At 38.6% G+C, this 17,013-nt stretch carries 18 protein-coding genes and 1 pseudogene; 13 read left to right on the top strand and 6 right to left on the bottom strand.

Features of this window, described 5'->3' with window-relative positions:
- Both COE25_RS10085 and COE25_RS10080 read left to right on the top strand, forming a co-directional pair.
- Positions 1-792: an ABC transporter substrate-binding protein gene (locus COE25_RS10085; protein WP_098932544.1), complete on the top strand. Its 792-nt coding sequence runs from the start codon at positions 1-3 to the stop codon at positions 790-792.
- 60 nt (positions 793-852) lie between these two features.
- Positions 853-1,569 (top strand): amino acid ABC transporter permease, encoded by a 717-nt coding sequence (locus COE25_RS10080; protein WP_098932543.1) that lies wholly within the window; start codon positions 853-855, stop codon positions 1,567-1,569.
- Positions 1,570-2,046: 477 nt separating this feature from the next.
- Here COE25_RS10080 and COE25_RS10075 read toward each other — a convergent pair whose 3' ends face one another.
- Both COE25_RS10075 and COE25_RS32100 read right to left on the bottom strand, forming a co-directional pair.
- Entirely contained in the window at positions 2,047-2,964 is a 918-nt protein-coding gene (locus COE25_RS10075; protein WP_098932542.1) for a response regulator, read from the bottom strand.
- A 5-nt stretch (positions 2,965-2,969) separates the two neighbouring features.
- Complete coding sequence (locus COE25_RS32100; RefSeq protein WP_306572520.1) at positions 2,970-4,241, bottom strand: sensor histidine kinase; 1,272 nt, start codon at positions 4,239-4,241, stop codon at positions 2,970-2,972.
- Between the two features lie 180 nt (positions 4,242-4,421).
- Here COE25_RS32100 and COE25_RS10065 point away from each other — a divergent pair, with 180 nt between their 5' ends.
- From COE25_RS10065 to COE25_RS10055, 5 genes and pseudogenes are all read left to right on the top strand, one after another.
- A complete protein-coding gene (locus COE25_RS10065; RefSeq protein WP_098932540.1) occupies positions 4,422-5,708 on the top strand; it encodes a cation:dicarboxylate symporter family transporter in 1,287 nt (428 codons plus the stop codon).
- 50 nt (positions 5,709-5,758) lie between these two features.
- A pseudogene (locus COE25_RS31510) lies at positions 5,759-5,842 on the top strand (hypothetical protein); the annotation flags it as partial.
- Positions 5,843-5,983: 141 nt separating this feature from the next.
- Positions 5,984-6,139 (top strand): hypothetical protein, encoded by a 156-nt coding sequence (locus COE25_RS30675; RefSeq protein WP_180247475.1) that lies wholly within the window; start codon positions 5,984-5,986, stop codon positions 6,137-6,139.
- A 113-nt stretch (positions 6,140-6,252) separates the two neighbouring features.
- Entirely contained in the window at positions 6,253-7,500 is a 1,248-nt protein-coding gene (locus COE25_RS10060; RefSeq protein ID WP_098932539.1) for an NAD(P)-dependent malic enzyme, read from the top strand.
- Positions 7,501-8,048: 548 nt separating this feature from the next.
- A complete protein-coding gene (locus tag COE25_RS10055; protein WP_098932538.1) occupies positions 8,049-8,669 on the top strand; it encodes a YARHG domain-containing protein in 621 nt (206 codons plus the stop codon).
- A gap of 77 nt (positions 8,670-8,746) precedes the next feature.
- Here COE25_RS10055 and COE25_RS10050 read toward each other — a convergent pair whose 3' ends face one another.
- Genes COE25_RS10050 through COE25_RS10040 form a run of 3 tightly spaced genes read right to left on the bottom strand, consistent with a single transcriptional unit; the run spans position 8,747 to position 9,807 of the window.
- On the bottom strand, positions 8,747-9,028 hold the full coding sequence (locus COE25_RS10050) for a hypothetical protein (protein WP_088090606.1): 282 nt from the start codon (positions 9,026-9,028) through the stop codon (positions 8,747-8,749).
- Positions 9,029-9,038: 10 nt separating this feature from the next.
- A complete protein-coding gene (locus tag COE25_RS10045; protein ID WP_088090013.1) occupies positions 9,039-9,428 on the bottom strand; it encodes an SHOCT-like domain-containing protein in 390 nt (129 codons plus the stop codon).
- A 13-nt stretch (positions 9,429-9,441) separates the two neighbouring features.
- Positions 9,442-9,807, bottom strand: a complete 366-nt coding sequence (locus COE25_RS10040; protein ID WP_088090012.1) for a DUF2089 domain-containing protein — start codon at positions 9,805-9,807, stop codon at positions 9,442-9,444.
- Between the two features lie 284 nt (positions 9,808-10,091).
- Between COE25_RS10040 and COE25_RS10035 the strand changes: the two genes are divergently transcribed.
- From COE25_RS10035 to COE25_RS10010, 6 genes are all read left to right on the top strand, one after another.
- Positions 10,092-11,258 (top strand): MalY/PatB family protein, encoded by a 1,167-nt coding sequence (locus COE25_RS10035; RefSeq protein WP_098932537.1) that lies wholly within the window; start codon positions 10,092-10,094, stop codon positions 11,256-11,258.
- 619 nt (positions 11,259-11,877) lie between these two features.
- Positions 11,878-12,291 (top strand): hypothetical protein, encoded by a 414-nt coding sequence (locus COE25_RS10030; protein ID WP_098932536.1) that lies wholly within the window; start codon positions 11,878-11,880, stop codon positions 12,289-12,291.
- A gap of 97 nt (positions 12,292-12,388) precedes the next feature.
- The gene (locus COE25_RS10025; RefSeq protein WP_098932535.1) at positions 12,389-12,577 is read left to right on the top strand and encodes a hypothetical protein; all 189 of its coding nucleotides are present in this window, start codon (positions 12,389-12,391) and stop codon (positions 12,575-12,577) included.
- A 594-nt stretch (positions 12,578-13,171) separates the two neighbouring features.
- Positions 13,172-14,647, top strand: coding sequence for a DHA2 family efflux MFS transporter permease subunit (locus COE25_RS10020; RefSeq protein ID WP_098932534.1), 1,476 nt, complete (start codon positions 13,172-13,174; stop codon positions 14,645-14,647).
- 226 nt (positions 14,648-14,873) lie between these two features.
- Positions 14,874-15,899: an ATP-binding cassette domain-containing protein gene (locus COE25_RS10015; protein WP_098932533.1), complete on the top strand. Its 1,026-nt coding sequence runs from the start codon at positions 14,874-14,876 to the stop codon at positions 15,897-15,899.
- Positions 15,896-16,711, top strand: a complete 816-nt coding sequence (locus tag COE25_RS10010; RefSeq protein ID WP_098932532.1) for an ABC transporter permease — start codon at positions 15,896-15,898, stop codon at positions 16,709-16,711. The genes COE25_RS10015 and COE25_RS10010 overlap by 4 nt, the downstream gene beginning before the upstream one ends.
- Positions 16,712-16,830: 119 nt before the next feature.
- Here COE25_RS10010 and COE25_RS10005 read toward each other — a convergent pair.
- Positions 16,831-17,013 (bottom strand): 3D domain-containing protein (locus COE25_RS10005; RefSeq protein ID WP_257208760.1); only part of this gene is annotated, 183 nt, incomplete at its 5' end.

Below are 17,013 nucleotides of genomic sequence, written 5' to 3'. Positions count from 1 at the left end.
ATGAAAAAGTCAATTATTAGTCTTGTAGCAGCCTGTATGGCTGGAGTTTTGATCATGACAGGGTGTGGAGCGAAAGAACAAGTTTCTCAGTCGACTTCTGCAGGGAAAAAAGAGTTTCACTATGCCATGAGTGGGCTGTTCAAACCGTTTAATTATAAAGAAAGCAACGAACTGAAGGGATTTGATGTTGAGATCGGCAAGGCACTTGCTAAAAAAATGGGAATGAAGGCCGTTCCGGTAACGAATCCTTGGGAAACGATCATCCAAGGCCTACAAGCCAAAAAATACGATGCCATCCTGGGCAGCATGACGATTACGGATGAGCGAAAAAAGGTGGTTGACTTTTCAAATCCATATTACAGATCAGGCTCACAGGTTTTCGTATCGGAAAATAATACAGATATCAAATCTCCGGATGATTTGAAAGGGAAGCGTATCGGGGTGGCCAAGGGAACGCCTTATAAGGATCTGGCGTTAAAATATACATCAAAAGAAAATATTGTTGAATATGATACAGATTTAGTGGCTCTTATGGATCTTCCTTCCAAGAGAATTGACGCTGCGATAACCGATCGAATGGTCGGACTGCCGATTATCAAGGCCGGCACCGTTAAAATCAAGGATGTTGGAAAGCCTATGACACACGATGATCAAGCGATTGCCGTCAGGAAAGAGGATAAGGAATTAATGGACAAACTGAACAAGGCTATGGATGAAATCATAAAAGACGGCACCTATGACAAGATTTCTGATAAATATTTTGGCCGCAACATTTTAGGAACAAACAACTAGGGTGAAAAAGGGTGCCCTCGAGGGGCACCTGATAACAGATCATATGTGGGGTGAATCCATTTGCTAGAAATTCTTCTTTCCAATTATCAGCTTTTTTTTGAAGCAACGTTGCTTACGCTTAAGGTTACCATTATCTCTCTGCTGATTGGCTGTCTTATTGGCTTAATCTTTGCCTTTTTTCGTCTCTCTAATAACAAATTTTTGAACTTTATTGCACATGTCTATATCACCGTGATCCGTGGAACTCCGCTTATTGTTCAGATTGCGGTTCTTTATTTTGGCATCACATCGATTGTGACTCTGTCGCAGTTCTGGGCCGGAGCGATTGGCTTGGCTATTCATTGCGGGGCTTATATTGCCGAGATCTTTCGCGGGGCCATTCAATCTGTTGACCGCGGGCAAATGGAAGCTGCAAGATCACTTGGAATGTCCTATCCGTTGGCAATGAGAAGAATCATTCTGCCCCAAGCGTTTAAATCAGCCATACCTTCACTCAGTAACCAGTTCATCATTTGTTTAAAGGACTCTTCTCTTGTTGCCTACGTGGGCATGGCGGATTTGTGGGGGGCGGGCCTTAGCGTCGCGGCATCCAGCTTTCAACAATTGAATTCGTATGTGATTGTAGGATTGTATTATTTTGTTCTTGTGTTAATCTTCTCTTTCCTCTCCGGCAAACTAGAAGCAAGAATGAATGTAACAGAGCCAGGAAGGAAGCAGAAGTCAAATTCAATATTTAATCCTTTTAAAAAGCCGGCAGAAGAGATAAACAGAGTGTAATCGACTTTCATGAAGACATTAAATCGAGCTTATGGTTGTAAAATAACTAAAAACAAAGCCCTTTCATGTATTGATGACAATGAAAGGGCTTTTTGTTTCGGACCATGGACGGTTCCACTGGTTTTTAGTCGAAATGAAAAACTAAGTTTCTTCTTTTTTAGAAATAAGGTTGAAAACGAGGGCTGTCAGCTTCTGAACAAAAGCGGATTAGACACATGTAAATATGTGTTCTAATTCGCTTTTTTTGGGTGGGCTGAATCCCCCTCAGTTAAAAAGAAGGATAAAATGAAATTTTTTGGTGAAATTACCAGGTGCAAATAATTCGTAGATTACAAATAGAAGTATAGATTCCTTACTGAATCTCATATTATGCGGTGAGATTGAAGAAACGGGCTAGTGCCTCAACCCGCACACCTTGTTACAACAGTACTGGAATATTTTTACAATCTCTGCGATTTGCAAGAAACAATTTATTGGCTAATCCACCAACTGCTGTGCTTCGATATAGAGCGATTGAATGAATTTTTTCATGTTGATTCGGCTTTGATTGGTGCTTCTTTCACTTTTATCTTCAAGCTCCAACATTTTCTTTCGGACTTCCGAGAAATCGAAAAACGTGGATGAATACGCTTCAAATTTTGGATTCGTGTAATCTGTTAATCCTAATGAGGCAATATGGATGAGCACCTGGTGAATAGCTCTGCGAACCCGTTGTTCGGAGGCTTTCAATTCTTTTTGTATTTCCGCCTCGGCAGCCTGTTCTCCAAGCTTTTTTTTGGCATTTTCATAAAATATTTCTTTTAGAGGCGGAAAGATGTAGAGGGATCCGAACTTTTGTTTTTGATCCTGCAGGAATTCTAAAATTTTCATCAAGTCTTCACTGCCGCTTTCTCCGATTATCCCTAAATCCGAAATCAATGAACCGCCTGCTTCGATTATATTTTTTGTATGAGAAGAGCTGGATGGAGGCGACTGATGAACTGTAAATAATGTTAACGATTCTTGTATGCCTCGAATTGATTTTTCCAGAATCACCTTTTCGTTTACCTTTTTTAACACTCCTGCGATTTCAAGGCGGTTTATCGGTTTTGTGATGTAGTATTCTGCTCCTAAACTATATGCTTCCCCTATGAGCTCCTTTGCCTCCACTTGCGAAATCATCACGAATTTCCCCTGGAATTCAGAAGAAAGAACACGAATTGTTTCAATGCCATCCCTTTTTGGCATCAGTAAATCAATGAGCACCACTTCTACTTTTTTGAGCGCAAGCAATCCATTGTCCACCAATGATCCGTCTTCAGCTTCACCCACCACTTTTCCTAAATCCTCATCCTCAATCATGTCTGTCAGCATCGCTCTAATAGCTGGATCATCGTCTATAATGAAGTAATTCATATGACCTATCCTTTCTGTATCATCGCCTCAATTGGAATCTCGATAACAAATACGGTTTCTTTATGACTTTCTATTAGCTTAATACGTCCGCCAAGCTTGTCGACGGTTTGTTTCACATACGAAAGTCCAATGCCTGTGGAAGGATTGCCGCAAGCATCATACTTCGTTGTAAACCCCTCTTTAAAAATGACTTCTTTCAGCTTCGGCGCAATGCCTGGTCCATTATCACAGACATGAAATTCTACCATCCTGTCTCTTCGAATGACATACAACGATACATGTCCCTCTTGTTCAATGGCTTCCACCGCATTTGAGATCAAGTTATTTATCAATGATAACACCATGTATACATGATATGGCGGATGTTCTTCTTCCACTTGCAGGGAAAACGAAACGTGTTTATTCAATAACTCCGCATACCTTCTATTGGAAACAAACATAATGTTACTCAGCTGCTCAATGCTCATGTAGTCCTCTAGCTTTTCAGAGGACATCAACTTGGATAGTCCAGCATAAATTCGCTGATTATCTTTTTTCATTTCATGCACGAGACCTGCGATTTGCAGTGCGGTTTGGGCATCATGGCCATGATAATCTCCCGATTTCAACCTACGATAAAAATCGTAACATATGCGGGTGATTTCTTCTGCATTTTGCATCGTTTTCTTAAGCTGAACAGATTCCTCATACAAATTCGAAATGAACAGCAGCATTTGCTCGTTTTGTCTGCGCTGCTCTTCCTCTGCCAATTTTGCTTCTCTCAGTTTAAAAATGTTAAAAAAACCAAGTACAAAAAAACTTCGAATAAACGCGATAAAGATAATTTGTTCGATTGAATAAAATGAAATGGTTTGATCCGCTAACGAGGATCGAATCGCCATTTCCGACAAGCTTGCCCAAAATTCAATGACCACGCCTAGTAATCCAATCATAAACGGCTTGTTATGCTGATCATTCAGCTTTGTAAAATGAAACATGAAGGCGTACACGACGTAATAAAAGAATACTGGAAAATGATGGTATATTGCATCTTCAACCGGTATATCCCTGATTATGACCGCAAGCAAAAACCGAAACACAAACACACTTGTCCCAGTCAAAATTCCTACAATATTCGGGTGAATGCCCCTGCCTAATAACAAAAACAAGAAAAATGCCGGTGTCCCCAGGCTGACGCGGAATGCATCATTGAACGGATAGAATTTAAACTCTCCAGCGAGCGGTACGGTAATCATCATCAATACGACTGCTAAAATTCGTTCCTTCAATTCGGACACCTCTATAAATTACATTGTACAAACATTACACATTGTACTCAAACCTTTGGAAAATTGAAATAGTTATGAGAAAATTTTTTATTTTTTAATAATTATTTGTAGGTTTTCGTATGATTCGGTAGGTTTTTGTATGTAATCGCTTACACTCATATTAGAAATAAACTTGAAGGGGTGTATGGGATGAAAAAACTAAAACTTAGCCTAGCTTGGCAGATTGTAATTGGTCTCATTTTAGGAATCGCGGTTGGAGCTGCCTTTTATGGAAATCCAAATGTTGAAGGATTCCTCAAGCCGATTGGAGATATTTTTATTCGCTTAATCAAAATGATTGTGATTCCAATTGTTGTCTCAAGCTTAATTGTTGGTGTTGCCGGGGTTGGTGATATGAAAAAGCTTGGTAAACTCGGTGGTAAAACGATTTTATATTTTGAAGTCATTACGACTATTGCCATTCTAATTGGATTGTTAGCGGCAAATATCTTTCAACCCGGCAGCGGCGTTGACATGTCATCCTTACAGAAGACAGATATCGGCAGTTATGTAGCAACAACCGAAACGACGAAAAGCCACGGTTTTGCTGAAACTTTCGTCAACATCGTTCCTCCGAACATCATTGCAGCAATGACAGAAGGAAACATGTTGGCCATTATTTTCTTCTCTGTTTTATTTGGACTAGGAGTGGCAGCCATAGGTGAAAAAGGAAAACCGGTCTTAAAGTTTTTCGATGGTACAGCTGAAGCAATGTTCTTTGTGACAAACCAAATCATGAAGTTTGCTCCATTTGGTGTATTTGCATTAATTGGTATAACGGTATCAAAATTCGGTGTTCAATCACTGATCCCATTAAGTAAGTTAATGATTCTTGTTTATGCAACGATGATTTTCTTTGTGTTCGTTGTTTTAGGACTTGTCGCAAGATGGGCAGGCATTAACATTATTCACTTTATTAAGTTATTAAAAGATGAACTGATCCTTGCTTATTCAACGGCTAGTTCTGAGACTGTTTTACCTCGTATTATGACTAAAATGGAGAAATTGGGATGCCCAAAAGGAATCACTTCGTTCGTTATCCCAACAGGCTATTCTTTCAACTTAGATGGGTCTACTTTATATCAAGCATTAGCGGCCATGTTTATTGCGCAAATGTATGGCATTGATTTATCGATTGGCGACCAAATCTCTTTATTACTTGTATTGATAGTAACATCTAAAGGAATGGCGGGGGTTCCGGGAGTGTCGTTTGTTGTATTGTTGGCAACGCTCGGTACAGTTGGAATTCCGGTAGAAGGATTAGCGTTTATCGCTGGTATTGACCGTCTTTTAGATATGGCGAGAACAGCGGTTAACGTCGTAGGTAACTCGCTTGCGGCAGTTGTTATTTCTAAATGGGAAGGTCAATTCAATGAACAGAAAGCAAATGATTATATCAAATCACTTGACTCCAGTAAGCAAACAAATGTAGCTTAATCTTTCTTAACATCATAAGTGAGCAAGATATAGATGGGGGAATTCAACTTGAAGAAGAGCTTGATCTCATATTAAATCCTTATGAGATGACAAACCCTGGGATTGCTGGTGCCGCCCTTTTTGAAAGAGAGTAACAGCTTATTCAAGATGTAAGAACAGAAAAGCAATAAAAAAAGTAGATTCAGTATGATAAGTAAAAAACATGGTGCTTTTGAAATTACCTATCAGTCTGTGGAAAAAGAAGAAAAATTATCTTTTAATTGGGGGATATTTTTATGTGGGTCATCACTCTCTATTCAAATTCAACTATTAGCATGTTTGAATTTGACACAGAAGAAGAAGCAAGAAAAGCTTTAGAAAACATTAAAGGCTGTAAGATTCTTTCCGAGATTGTGTACTTTACAGATTATGATTTTTTAGTTGCTATTTAAGATCTTTATCATGATAACTAAGAATAAAATGGGCTGAAGCCCAAAGTTATGTATTCTTTTGTAATATAGGCTAGCAGTATGGAAACAAAATTAAAAACAGGGAGAGACATTGTATGTCAACTTTACGTGAAGAAGCATTAAAGATGCACAAAGAAAATCGAGGAAAGCTTGGTGTTCACTCAAAAGTCGCAGTACGCAATGCAAACGATTTAAGTCTTGCTTATTCACCAGGCGTTGCAGAACCCTGCCTAGAAATTTATGAAAATGAAAGCAAAGTATATGACTATACTATGAAGGGTAATCTTGTTGCCGTCGTTTCAGACGGAACAGCTGTACTCGGACTTGGAAATATTGGCCCAAAAGCTGCCATGCCTGTTATGGAGGGAAAAGCATTGTTATTCAAAACATTTGCCGATGTCGATGCATTCCCTCTTTGCCTGAATACGACTGATCCTGATAAAATCGTAGAAGTGGTTAAATTGTTAGAGCCTACATTTGGAGGCGTCAACTTGGAGGACATTGCAGCACCGCAATGCTTTGAGATTGAAGAACAATTACGAAAAGCTTGCAACATCCCTATTTTCCATGACGACCAGCATGGAACAGCGATTGTAACAGCAGCCGGGTTGATTAACGCCCTTAAGCTTGTAGATAAGAAGTTGGAAGAAATTTGTGTTGTTGTCAATGGAGCAGGTGCTGCCGGTGTAGCGATTGTGAAGCTTTTACTGCAAATGGGTGTAAAAGATGTGATTTTATGTGACACAAAAGGAATTATCTATAAAGGTCGCCCTGTCGGCATGAATCCTTTTAAAGAAGAAATGGCACTTATCACAAATAGAGAGAAGAAACAAGGAACATTAAAAGATGCGATGGTTGGATCCGATGTCTTTGTAGGTGTATCGGCTGCCGGTGCTATCAATGAAGAAATGATTCAGTCCATGAATCATGATTCAATCATTTTTGCTCTCGCAAATCCAATCCCTGAAATTATGCCCCAAGAAGCAAAAGATACGGGTGCTAAAGTAGTCGGTACAGGTCGGTCCGACTTTCCGAACCAGGTCAACAATGTTCTTGCCTTCCCTGGTATTTTCCGCGGTGCGCTGGACGTATACGCAACAGAAATCAATGAAAAAATGAAGTTAGCAGCAGTTAACGCCATTGCCGAACTCATTCCAGATCATGAGCTTCATGCAGACTATGTAATTCCAGATCCATTTGATCGCAGAGTTGCTGCTCACGTTGCGGCAGCTGTAGCACAGGCGGCAATAGACAGTGGAGTGGCCCAAACAACTGTCAACCCAGAAGACATTAAAAAACGCTTACTATCCCTTGTGGAAGAAAAAGAGCTTGTATTAGCCTAAAACTCCCCTTAATGGGGTGAAAAGAACGGAAGCGAATAGTTCACTCCCGTTTCTTCTTTTATTCTATCCACCAATAGAGTGAACCTTACATCACTGGGGGTTCGACGTACAGAATGCTGCACGGTTAGTTTTTCAATGTACAGAATGATGTTCCTGTATTAAAGAAATAAATTTAGGTGCACTGTCACCGCCCGATAAGAAATTGTGGCCTAGTGCCGTATTAGTCGAAATGAAAAAATAGCTATCTTCTTTTTTAGACATAAGGTTGAAAACGAGGGCTGTCAGGTCCTGAAAAAAAGCGGATTAGACACATGTAAATATGTGTTCTAATTCGCTTTTTTTGGGTGGGCTGAATCCCCCTCTTGTAGAAAGGAAGATTAACTGGAGATTTTTAGGGGATTTTAGGGCCTGAAATGGTGCTGTCACATCAGAATAATCTGTTTGAAATAATTCCAACCTCTTTTTGTTCTATAATATTTATGATTGCAAAGTATAGAATTTTGGATGTCCTTTACTAAGGAATATTCAATAGAAAGGGGAATGTTTAAATGGATTTTTGCACAAATTGTGGTGAAAAATATATGAATCTAGTAGATTTCTGTACAAACTGTGGTTCGAGGGTTGCACAAGATAATAAGAACATGCCCTCAACCTTAAAAACGCGCATGGAAATAAAGAAAAATCGTTCGAAAACGAGATTATTAGTAGGACTCGGATCGATTATAGGTTTGCTGCTCGTCATAAGCGTTACCTTAATGGTTAAAGATTTTTTTAAGCCTGGACCTAAATCGAATGTAGCAGCCACCAAAACGATTGATCAATCAAAAGATAAAGCTGTAGAAAATAAAGATCAATCTAGTCATGATCACCATTCAACAAAAGAAAAAAGTCATGAAAGTTCAAATCTTTCCTCTTCAGATCATATTTTGCCTGCTAGTGATAAGAGGGTGGTGAGTGAAGAAGACATTGCTAATCTTACAAAAGGGCAGCTGCGTTTAGCCAGAAATGAAATCTATGCACGTCATGGGTATGGCTTTAAATCACAGGATCTGCAAACATATTTTTCAAGTAAGTCATGGTATCATCCAGACCCTTCCTTTGATGGCTCTTTAAATGAAGTAGAAAAAGAAAATGTAAACTTCATAAAGGTGAGAGAGGACAATCTTTAGTGAGTTTCTTTTTTTAGGAAGACCCAAGTGATTAATCTTCACTTGGGTCGTGATTTAAGTCGTATTAGTGATTTTCTTCAAAGTCTAACCTTTACCTCAGTACCGTCTTTAGCTTTGACATCTACCAGCACGATCCCTTTATGATTTTTCAGTTCCTTTAAGATTGGCTTTAGCGTTTCTTTGTCTATCAGTGGAATGGTAAAGTCCAGTTTTTTTCTTTCGAAGTGCTCTTTTGTCCATTTGTTTGCATGGTGATGAAGCAATTTTGAAGACAAAATTGATATACCCATGTTTAAAATGGCATATGGAATGGGGATGGTGAGCCGAAAGTCTTTTGCTTTCACTTTTAAATGCAGCATAAGCAACTCACTATTCAATGATGACAGAAACGGTATCTCCGTTTGCCGATTTAACATCAACAATTTGGCCATCCAATTCGTTTTCCATTGCTTCAATAATCAGGTTTATGTCTAGATCCTTTACATATTTTTCTGCTTGAGGAATACTCGCTGCGATGCTGTGTCCAGCCTTTAATACTACCTGGATAAGTTTTATGGGCAAATTGACCGTGACGTTATCATTTTCAGCGGATACCACACGAACTTTTAATGTTTTATCTAAATATTTAGTCGGTTTGTCTACTAGCTTACTTCCTGCTTCTTCTTTCTCTTTTAATACTTGGATAAGTTCTGATCCCTTATCTGCATCAATTTTTCCTTCTTGGACCATTGTTAATACTTTTGCAATTTCCTCTCTCATGGTAAATTCCTCCCTATTCGTCTTTTAAGAGCTTAATGGCTTCTTCAGGAGTGATTTCGCCATTTTCCAACATGGCGACAACCTTTTTCTCGTCTACTTCATTTTTCTTCTTCTGCTCATATCCAAGGGATGAAATGATGTCTGTTAGCTTGCCTCGAACCGTTGGATACGAAATCCCCATTTCCTTTTCAACTTCTTTGATATTCCCTCTACATGTTAAAAATACTTCCACAAAATGAAGCTGATCCTTTGATAATGACGCCAGCTTGGATAATTCAAATTCATTTTCAATCGTCGTGTGACAATGAGAGCAATGCAACTTCGTAATCTTCAATGTTTTGCTGCAGACGGGACAATTTGTAATTACTTGATAGGCCATAATGAATTCCTTTCTTTTATTTGATTATATATCAAGAAATTTAAATAGTAAATAAGAAAACTTAATTTTATTAACGAAAACATTAAAATAATTAATTAGTAAATCAATATTATTAATTCGGCGTTTTTTGGGGTATGTGTTAAATAAAATCAAATGGACGAGACTGCGATGTTAATAACAGACTTTTTCAAAAGAAGGCCAAAGTCACACGGATAACTATACTTCAATTTCCTGTCTAATATGGATAGACTATCAATAGGTGATGAAAGATAGGAGAGAATGCCATGCAACTTGAAAAATTTATTGATCGAAGAAAAACACATTCGGTTAAATGGTACATAGAAGATCAAGATATTATTCCATTATGTATTGCCGATATGGATTTTCAAGTTTCAGAAGAAATAGTAAATGCCATAAGTCAAAAAGCAACGCACGGAATATACGGCTATAGTACGTTTTGCGAGCGTTATTATGATGCTGTTCAGTATTGGTGGAAAACACAATACGATTGGGAGTTACAACGAGAGTGGATTTCTTTTAGCCCGGGAATCATTCCTGGAATTAATTTATTGTTAAATGCATTAACACAACCAGGTGATGCGGTTATCGTGCAAGATCCTGTATATTATCCTTTCTTTTCTACGATTGAAACACAAGGTTGTACCATTTTAAACAATTCACTTGTTTATTCGAATGGTTCATATGAAATGAATTTTGAAGACTTTGAGGAAAAAGCATCACATCCCAACACGAAAGTATTTATTTTGTGTAGCCCTCACAATCCAGTAGGTAGAGTGTGGACTCGGGAAGAATTACAAAAAATTGGAGAAATTTGTGATGAACATGGTGTCTTTGTTATTTCGGATGAAATGCATGGGGATTTAACTTACTCAGGTTATAAACATACACCATTTGCAACGGTTCATCCAAACCATTTAAAGTTTTCTATTACATGTGCTGCACCGAGTAAAACCTTTAACATTGCGGGAATGCAAAGCTCTATATTTATTATTCCGAATAAAGATGTTAAAGAAAAGTATGAAGCGCTTTTAACAGGATACGGATTAATGCGGCCAAATGCCTTTGCAGTGGAAGGGACGATTGCTGCCTACTATAGAGGATTACCTTGGCTTCAAGAAGTAAAGAGTTATTTAGAAGGGAATCTTCAATATGTTTGTTCGTTTCTAAAAGAATATATTCCTTCAATTAGAGTAGTGAAACCAGAAGCGACCCATTTGATTTGGCTAGATTGTCGTGAACTAGGAATTCCACACGAAGAATTGCATACGTTCTTCTTAGAAAATGTAAGAGTTCGCCTCGATGAAGGAATGAAGTTCGGTAAAGGTGGATATGGTTTTGAACGTATAAATATTGCATGTTCGCGTGAGGTTCTAAGTGAAGCTTTACTTAGAATGAAAAATGCAGTAAAAGGAAAAGGAGAGTTTTCCTAGCGTGTTTTGAACTGACACATAGTTCGGGGACACTAATAAAACACTAGGCTACCGATGAAACATATGTAAAAGGTCAATGGATGTCTGAATCGTGAAGTGGATTCCGAAGGAAATGCAGACTTATTATTATAAATAAACAAAAAAATACATTGGAGTAACGAAAAAAGCCCAATTCCTCAATTTTAGTGCAAAGGAATTGGGCTTTTTACTATCGGAATTCCCTAAACGTTGTAAATCCGCATTTTCCTGACGCTACCCTGAAGGTCCCCCCTACTTTGAGAAACATGGCTACGTTTCGATATAAATTCGTACCATAGATCAATTATCTGAGATAAAGGGGAAAGAATATTTATGAATTAATGATCTATGAATAGTTAGGAATTGTAATGATTGAATTTTGTCTATTTTTGTAATGTTTTGATATTTTTTGTAGAAACTATTTTTATTTTTCTTAATATGATCCATAATACTTTTTGTAGAATTCCAATCTTTTATGGAAAGGGAAAATTTGAAATTTTAAAAAAATATAATCTAAAGTGGTCCCAATGAAGGAATGACTGATCTTGCAAGAATAAAAAAGTAACAAGAAGAATTTTTTTTACACGAATCGGGACATTTTATGTCTACATGGGACAAATTAGGTCAGGCAAGTGTCTTTACCAAAGAAATTAATAAAGCATTTGCGATTGCGTATAAAATTGTAACTTTAATTCCTAATAGAGGGGTCCTTGTTGGCCCTTCTTTGTTAATTTCCTTTGGAAGCTTTAAAACAATTGCGTTGAATTGGCCCCAGCAAGTCCAGGGGTCCCACCAAATAAAAGGAGTTGGAAGATTTATGAAGAATACTAATAGCCTTACTATAGAGGAATTAGAAAGACGAATTGCTCATTTTGAGGATCGTCTTAAGGATTTTATTATTACCGAGGAACAAATTGAGTTTATCAAAGAAAGGTTAAGGGAACTAAAAAACGCTAAAGAGTCAGTAATTGATTATATAGATGAAAATGGTAAGACATCTCAATATTTTGTATAACAAATTTAATCCGTTCCTAAAAAACATTTTAAAGCGGAAACATGCATTATCAATCTTTCTGGCTCGATTTTTTGTAAATCAAAAAGAGGTGAGTAGATTGAAAACAAAACAAGAAATACTTGAAGAGTTGAAAACAGAATTGCTAAGGATTGGTTCAACCAACCAAAGAGATTATGATTTGTTGAAGAAGAAAGGACAAGTTTTTAGTACAACCATTTGTCGCAGGTTAAAGTTAAGCTGGCCTGAAGTCGTCAATCAAACTGGATTAAAGTTTTTTTCTAGATAGAAATAATTCGTAAAAAATAAACTTTGTTTAAAGAGATTACTAAAAATCGATGATACGCACACGAAATTTATATATGAAGGGCAAAACAAAGCAGTTAATTCTGTAGGAAGAGAAATGTTGAATCTCATTAGCCCGGAAACCAACAATAATTTAGTTAAGGAGTTCATGCAAAGGGTTGAACAAGAAGCGTTAAAATTTTAGTTTATGTAAAATAACTAGGTGCCATTTTTCTACCTTTTTCATATTTTCCGATATTCAACAATCGGGCGCTTTAATGGAGTAACGAAAAAAAGCCCAATTTCTTAATTATTAATGCTAAGAAATTGGGCTTTTTAATATTGGAATTTCCTTAACGTTGTAAACGCGGTTTCGAATTACATTGATACTCTTGATACTGTCGATAGTTTCATTCGAGCTTCTTTAAACGACCGCTATGCTGATCTGGCCGTTGTGGCAAATTTAAAGAAACTTTTGGGTTTAATGAAAAAACTGTAAGCAAGGAATCCTGTTTAGATAATCATATAAGAGGAATCCTGTCATTACCATGATAAACTTTGTGAAGACTGCAGTTTTAGAAAAGGAGGTAAATTCCGTATGTCAGCAAAAACAGAAAATAGCAATGAAGCATTTTCCATTAAAACCATCATAGGGCCACTACTAGCTGTCATTGTTGGAATGATAATGGTAATTCTTGATAGTACGGCGATGAATGTTGCTCTTCCTGGAATAGTGGAAGATTTTAAATCTGATTTATCGACCATGCAATGGTCCATTACAGGTTATACGCTTGCATTATCAGCTGTCATTCCTTTAGCTGGTTGGATGACGGACCGATTTGGGGCAAAAAAGATATTTTTAATTACAATCGCCTTGTTTACGCTTGGTTCCGTTCTATGTTCTGTAGCACAAAACCCTGAACAGCTCATCCTCTATCGGGTTATTCAAGGGCTGGGCGGAGGAATGGTTGCCCCAATAGGAATGGCCATGATTTTCCGACTTGCTCCTCCGGATAAAATGGGGGCCGTAATGGGAACACTTGGGGTTCCTATGCTATTAGCACCTGCACTAGGGCCTGTTTTAGCAGGATATCTTGTAGAATACGTTACTTGGCACTGGATTTTCCTTATTAATTTGCCAATCGGTATTATTGCACTATTGGTCGGAATGAAATTTTTGCCGAATGTTGAACGTAAGACAGTTCCATCGCTTGATTTTTTAGGAATTATATTAGCACCGATTGCATTCGCAATGCTCGCCTATGGAGTGAGTGAAGGGGGCAAAAGCTGGACTTCAACGGAAACTCTTACCGGATTAATTGTAGGTGGAGCTGCTCTCATTATTTTCATTTTTGTCGAACTTCGTCAAAAGCAGCCTTTATTAGAGCTGAGAGTTTTTGGATCATCTGACTTTAGAAAAGGGATTGTGATTGCATGGATTTCCCAAATCGCCTTATTTGGGGTTATGATTATTGTCCCGTTATTTTTACAAACAGTTAGAGGTTACGGTGCTTTAGATACTGGTTTAATTCTACTTCCACAAGCTCTAGCATCAGGTGTTATGATGCCAATCGGAGGGCGTTTATTTGATAAAATAGGTGCTCGTCCTTTAGCCATAACAGGCTTGTCTATTATTACTGGAGCGCTATTTATGCTTTCACGAATTTCTATGGATACAACTACCGGATTTATCATTACATGTTTAGTGATGATGGGAGCAGGAATGGGTCTATCCATGATGGCAATTAATACCCATGTTCTTCAAGCCGCTCCAAGACATCTTGTTAATCGTGTCACACCATTAACAACAGCGGCTCAACAAGTAATGGTTTCATTTGCGGTAGCAGGTATGACTGGGTTCCTGACGTCAAGAATCACTGCTCATATGACTGAAACAGCTAACCCAATTGAAGCATCCGTTGATGCCTATGGTGACACATTCCTTCTAGCTGCAGGGATTGCATTAGCTGGGGCACTTTTAGGAACAATCCTTAGTAGACCAAAACAACAGCCGGAACATGCACCAGATGATGAAACAAAAGACGCGAATGCCGCAATGATGGCAGGGCATTAAAAAGAAAGATGGATGACCTTTTCTCAATAAGGGAAAAGGTCATTTTTCATTAATATGCTTTTATAAAAAGAACAGCCACAATTTCTTAAATTGTGGCTGTTTTTCCCGACAGTCGCCCTATTAGAGATTTAAAAATTAGATTAGATGAAATAGTCAATAGTTCATCTTTAATTCACAAATGTTTGCTACTCTCTTTATATATGCAGTTATATGAGGAGGAAATGAAATGAAATATGTGAATAGAAAAATAACATTTCCGGAAAATGGAGATTTGGCTGTTGAAGCGCATGGACTAGTTAAAACGTTTGGCGACAACCGTGCTGTTGATGGGGTAGATTTGAACGTACGTGCAGGTACGATCTACGGTGTGCTTGGTCCCAATGGAGCAGGGAAAACTACCACAATCAGAATGCTGGCGACGCTTTTACGATCAGACGAGGGTTCAGCGAGAATCTTTGGACACGATGTAGTGAAAGAAGCACAGATTGTACGTCAACTAATTGGTGTGACTGGCCAGTACGCATCGGTAGACGAGTCACTTAGTGCTACGGAGAATTTGGTCATCTTTTCTCGACTGTTAGGACTAGGACGTGCAGAGTCAAAGCGTAAGGCAAACGAGTTGTTAGAGGAATTTGGTTTAACAGAAGCTGCAAAACGTCCTTTGAAAAATTTCTCCGGTGGTATGCGTCGCAGATTAGATTTAGCGGCAAGTCTCATTACACAGCCACCGCTTATCTTCTTGGATGAGCCGACAACTGGACTAGATCCACGAACACGTAATCAAATGTGGGAGACCATCCGCCGATTGGTAAAGATGGGGTCCACGGTATTGTTAACAACGCAATACTTACAAGAGGCAGATGAACTAGCTGATAGGATAGCGGTTATCGATCGTGGCAAAGTTGTTGCTGAGGGAACTGTGGATGAATTGAAAGCGTCAGTTGGGAACTCATCGTTACAATTGAGAATAAAAAATACAAAGGATATGGAGAACGCTCGTCAAACGGTTGAACGGGTACTCAAAGTTCAGTCAAATGTGACGTCCGAAGGTGGGAAGATTATTGCACCAATGGCGGATGCTAACACAGTGACTGACTTACTTATAGCCTTCCGCGAGTCAGGAATCCAATTGGCTGAGTTGAGTGTGCAAAAACCAACACTCGATGAAGTTTTTTTGAACCTTACTGGTCATGGTGTAGAGGATACATCAAAATTGCCTGGCGAATCGGTAGAAGGGGAGGTAGGCATATGAAAAACAATACGACGGAGTCGGTTTCTAATCGCCAATTAAAAAATAACACGAGCCTCGGTCAAACAGTACGTAACTCGTTTACAATGGCCTATCGAGGTTTGTTGAAAATTCGTCGCACACCTGAACAATTGTTTGACGTTACACTACAGCCAATCATTTTCACTCTGATGTTTACTTACATTTTTGGCGGGGCTATCTCCGGGAACGTACAGGACTATTTACCAGTCATTATTCCTGGTATCCTCGTTCAAACTGTGATTTCAACCTCAATTGTCACGGGCGTCCAACTGCGTGAGGACATGGATAAAGGCGTATTTGATCGATTTAAGTCATTGCCGATTGCGCGTATTGCTCCGTTAGCAGGAGCATTATTGGCAGATAACATTCGGTATACCATTGCTACTGTGCTTACTTTTGTAATGGGATATATTATGGGGTATAGACCGGATGGAGGTCTAGGTTATGTCGCAATCGCTGGGCTACTTGTGATTGTGTGCTCTTGGGCAATTAGCTGGATTTTCGCCTTCTTCGGTGTGATTGCACGTACGGCTTCAAGCGTACAAGGAATCTCGATGCTAGTGCTGTTCCCACTTACTTTTCTTTCTAATGCTTTTGTTCCAGTTGAGACAATGCCTAATTGGCTTCAGTGGTTCGTGAAGCTCAACCCAGTTTCGCATCTTGTGACAGCTGTCAGAGAGCTTGCCAATTCTGGAACCATTGGTACGGATTTCGGCATCTCCCTCATTGGGGCTGCCATCATTGTAGCGATTTTTGCACCTATCACAGTACGTGCATATATGCGCCGAGCATAGACATGAGGCGATAATCAATAAAGGTAATATAAAAACACTGCAACCCCTTGATAAATAAAGGGAGTTGCAGTGTTTTTTACGTAAATAGAGATCCTCAGGATTGTCTGGTTTTTGGAATGTTAGTTTAGTATTGTTACCTTTAATTGTTTTACTCCAAAATTGATCGCATCTTGTTGAGAAGGAATAAAGATATCAATTCGATTTCCTTTAATGGCTCCGCCGGTATCTCCGGCGATTGCATTTCCATAGCCTTCTACATAAACTTCACTGCCAAGCGGAATAACCGATGGGTCAACTGCGAT

The sequence above is a fragment of the Bacillus sp. AFS031507 genome, assembly GCF_002584635.1.
Classification (GTDB): Bacteria; Bacillota; Bacilli; order Bacillales; family Cytobacillaceae; genus Neobacillus.
Note: the sequence above shows the minus strand (reverse complement) of the source record. Positions and strands in the feature narration are given on the sequence as shown.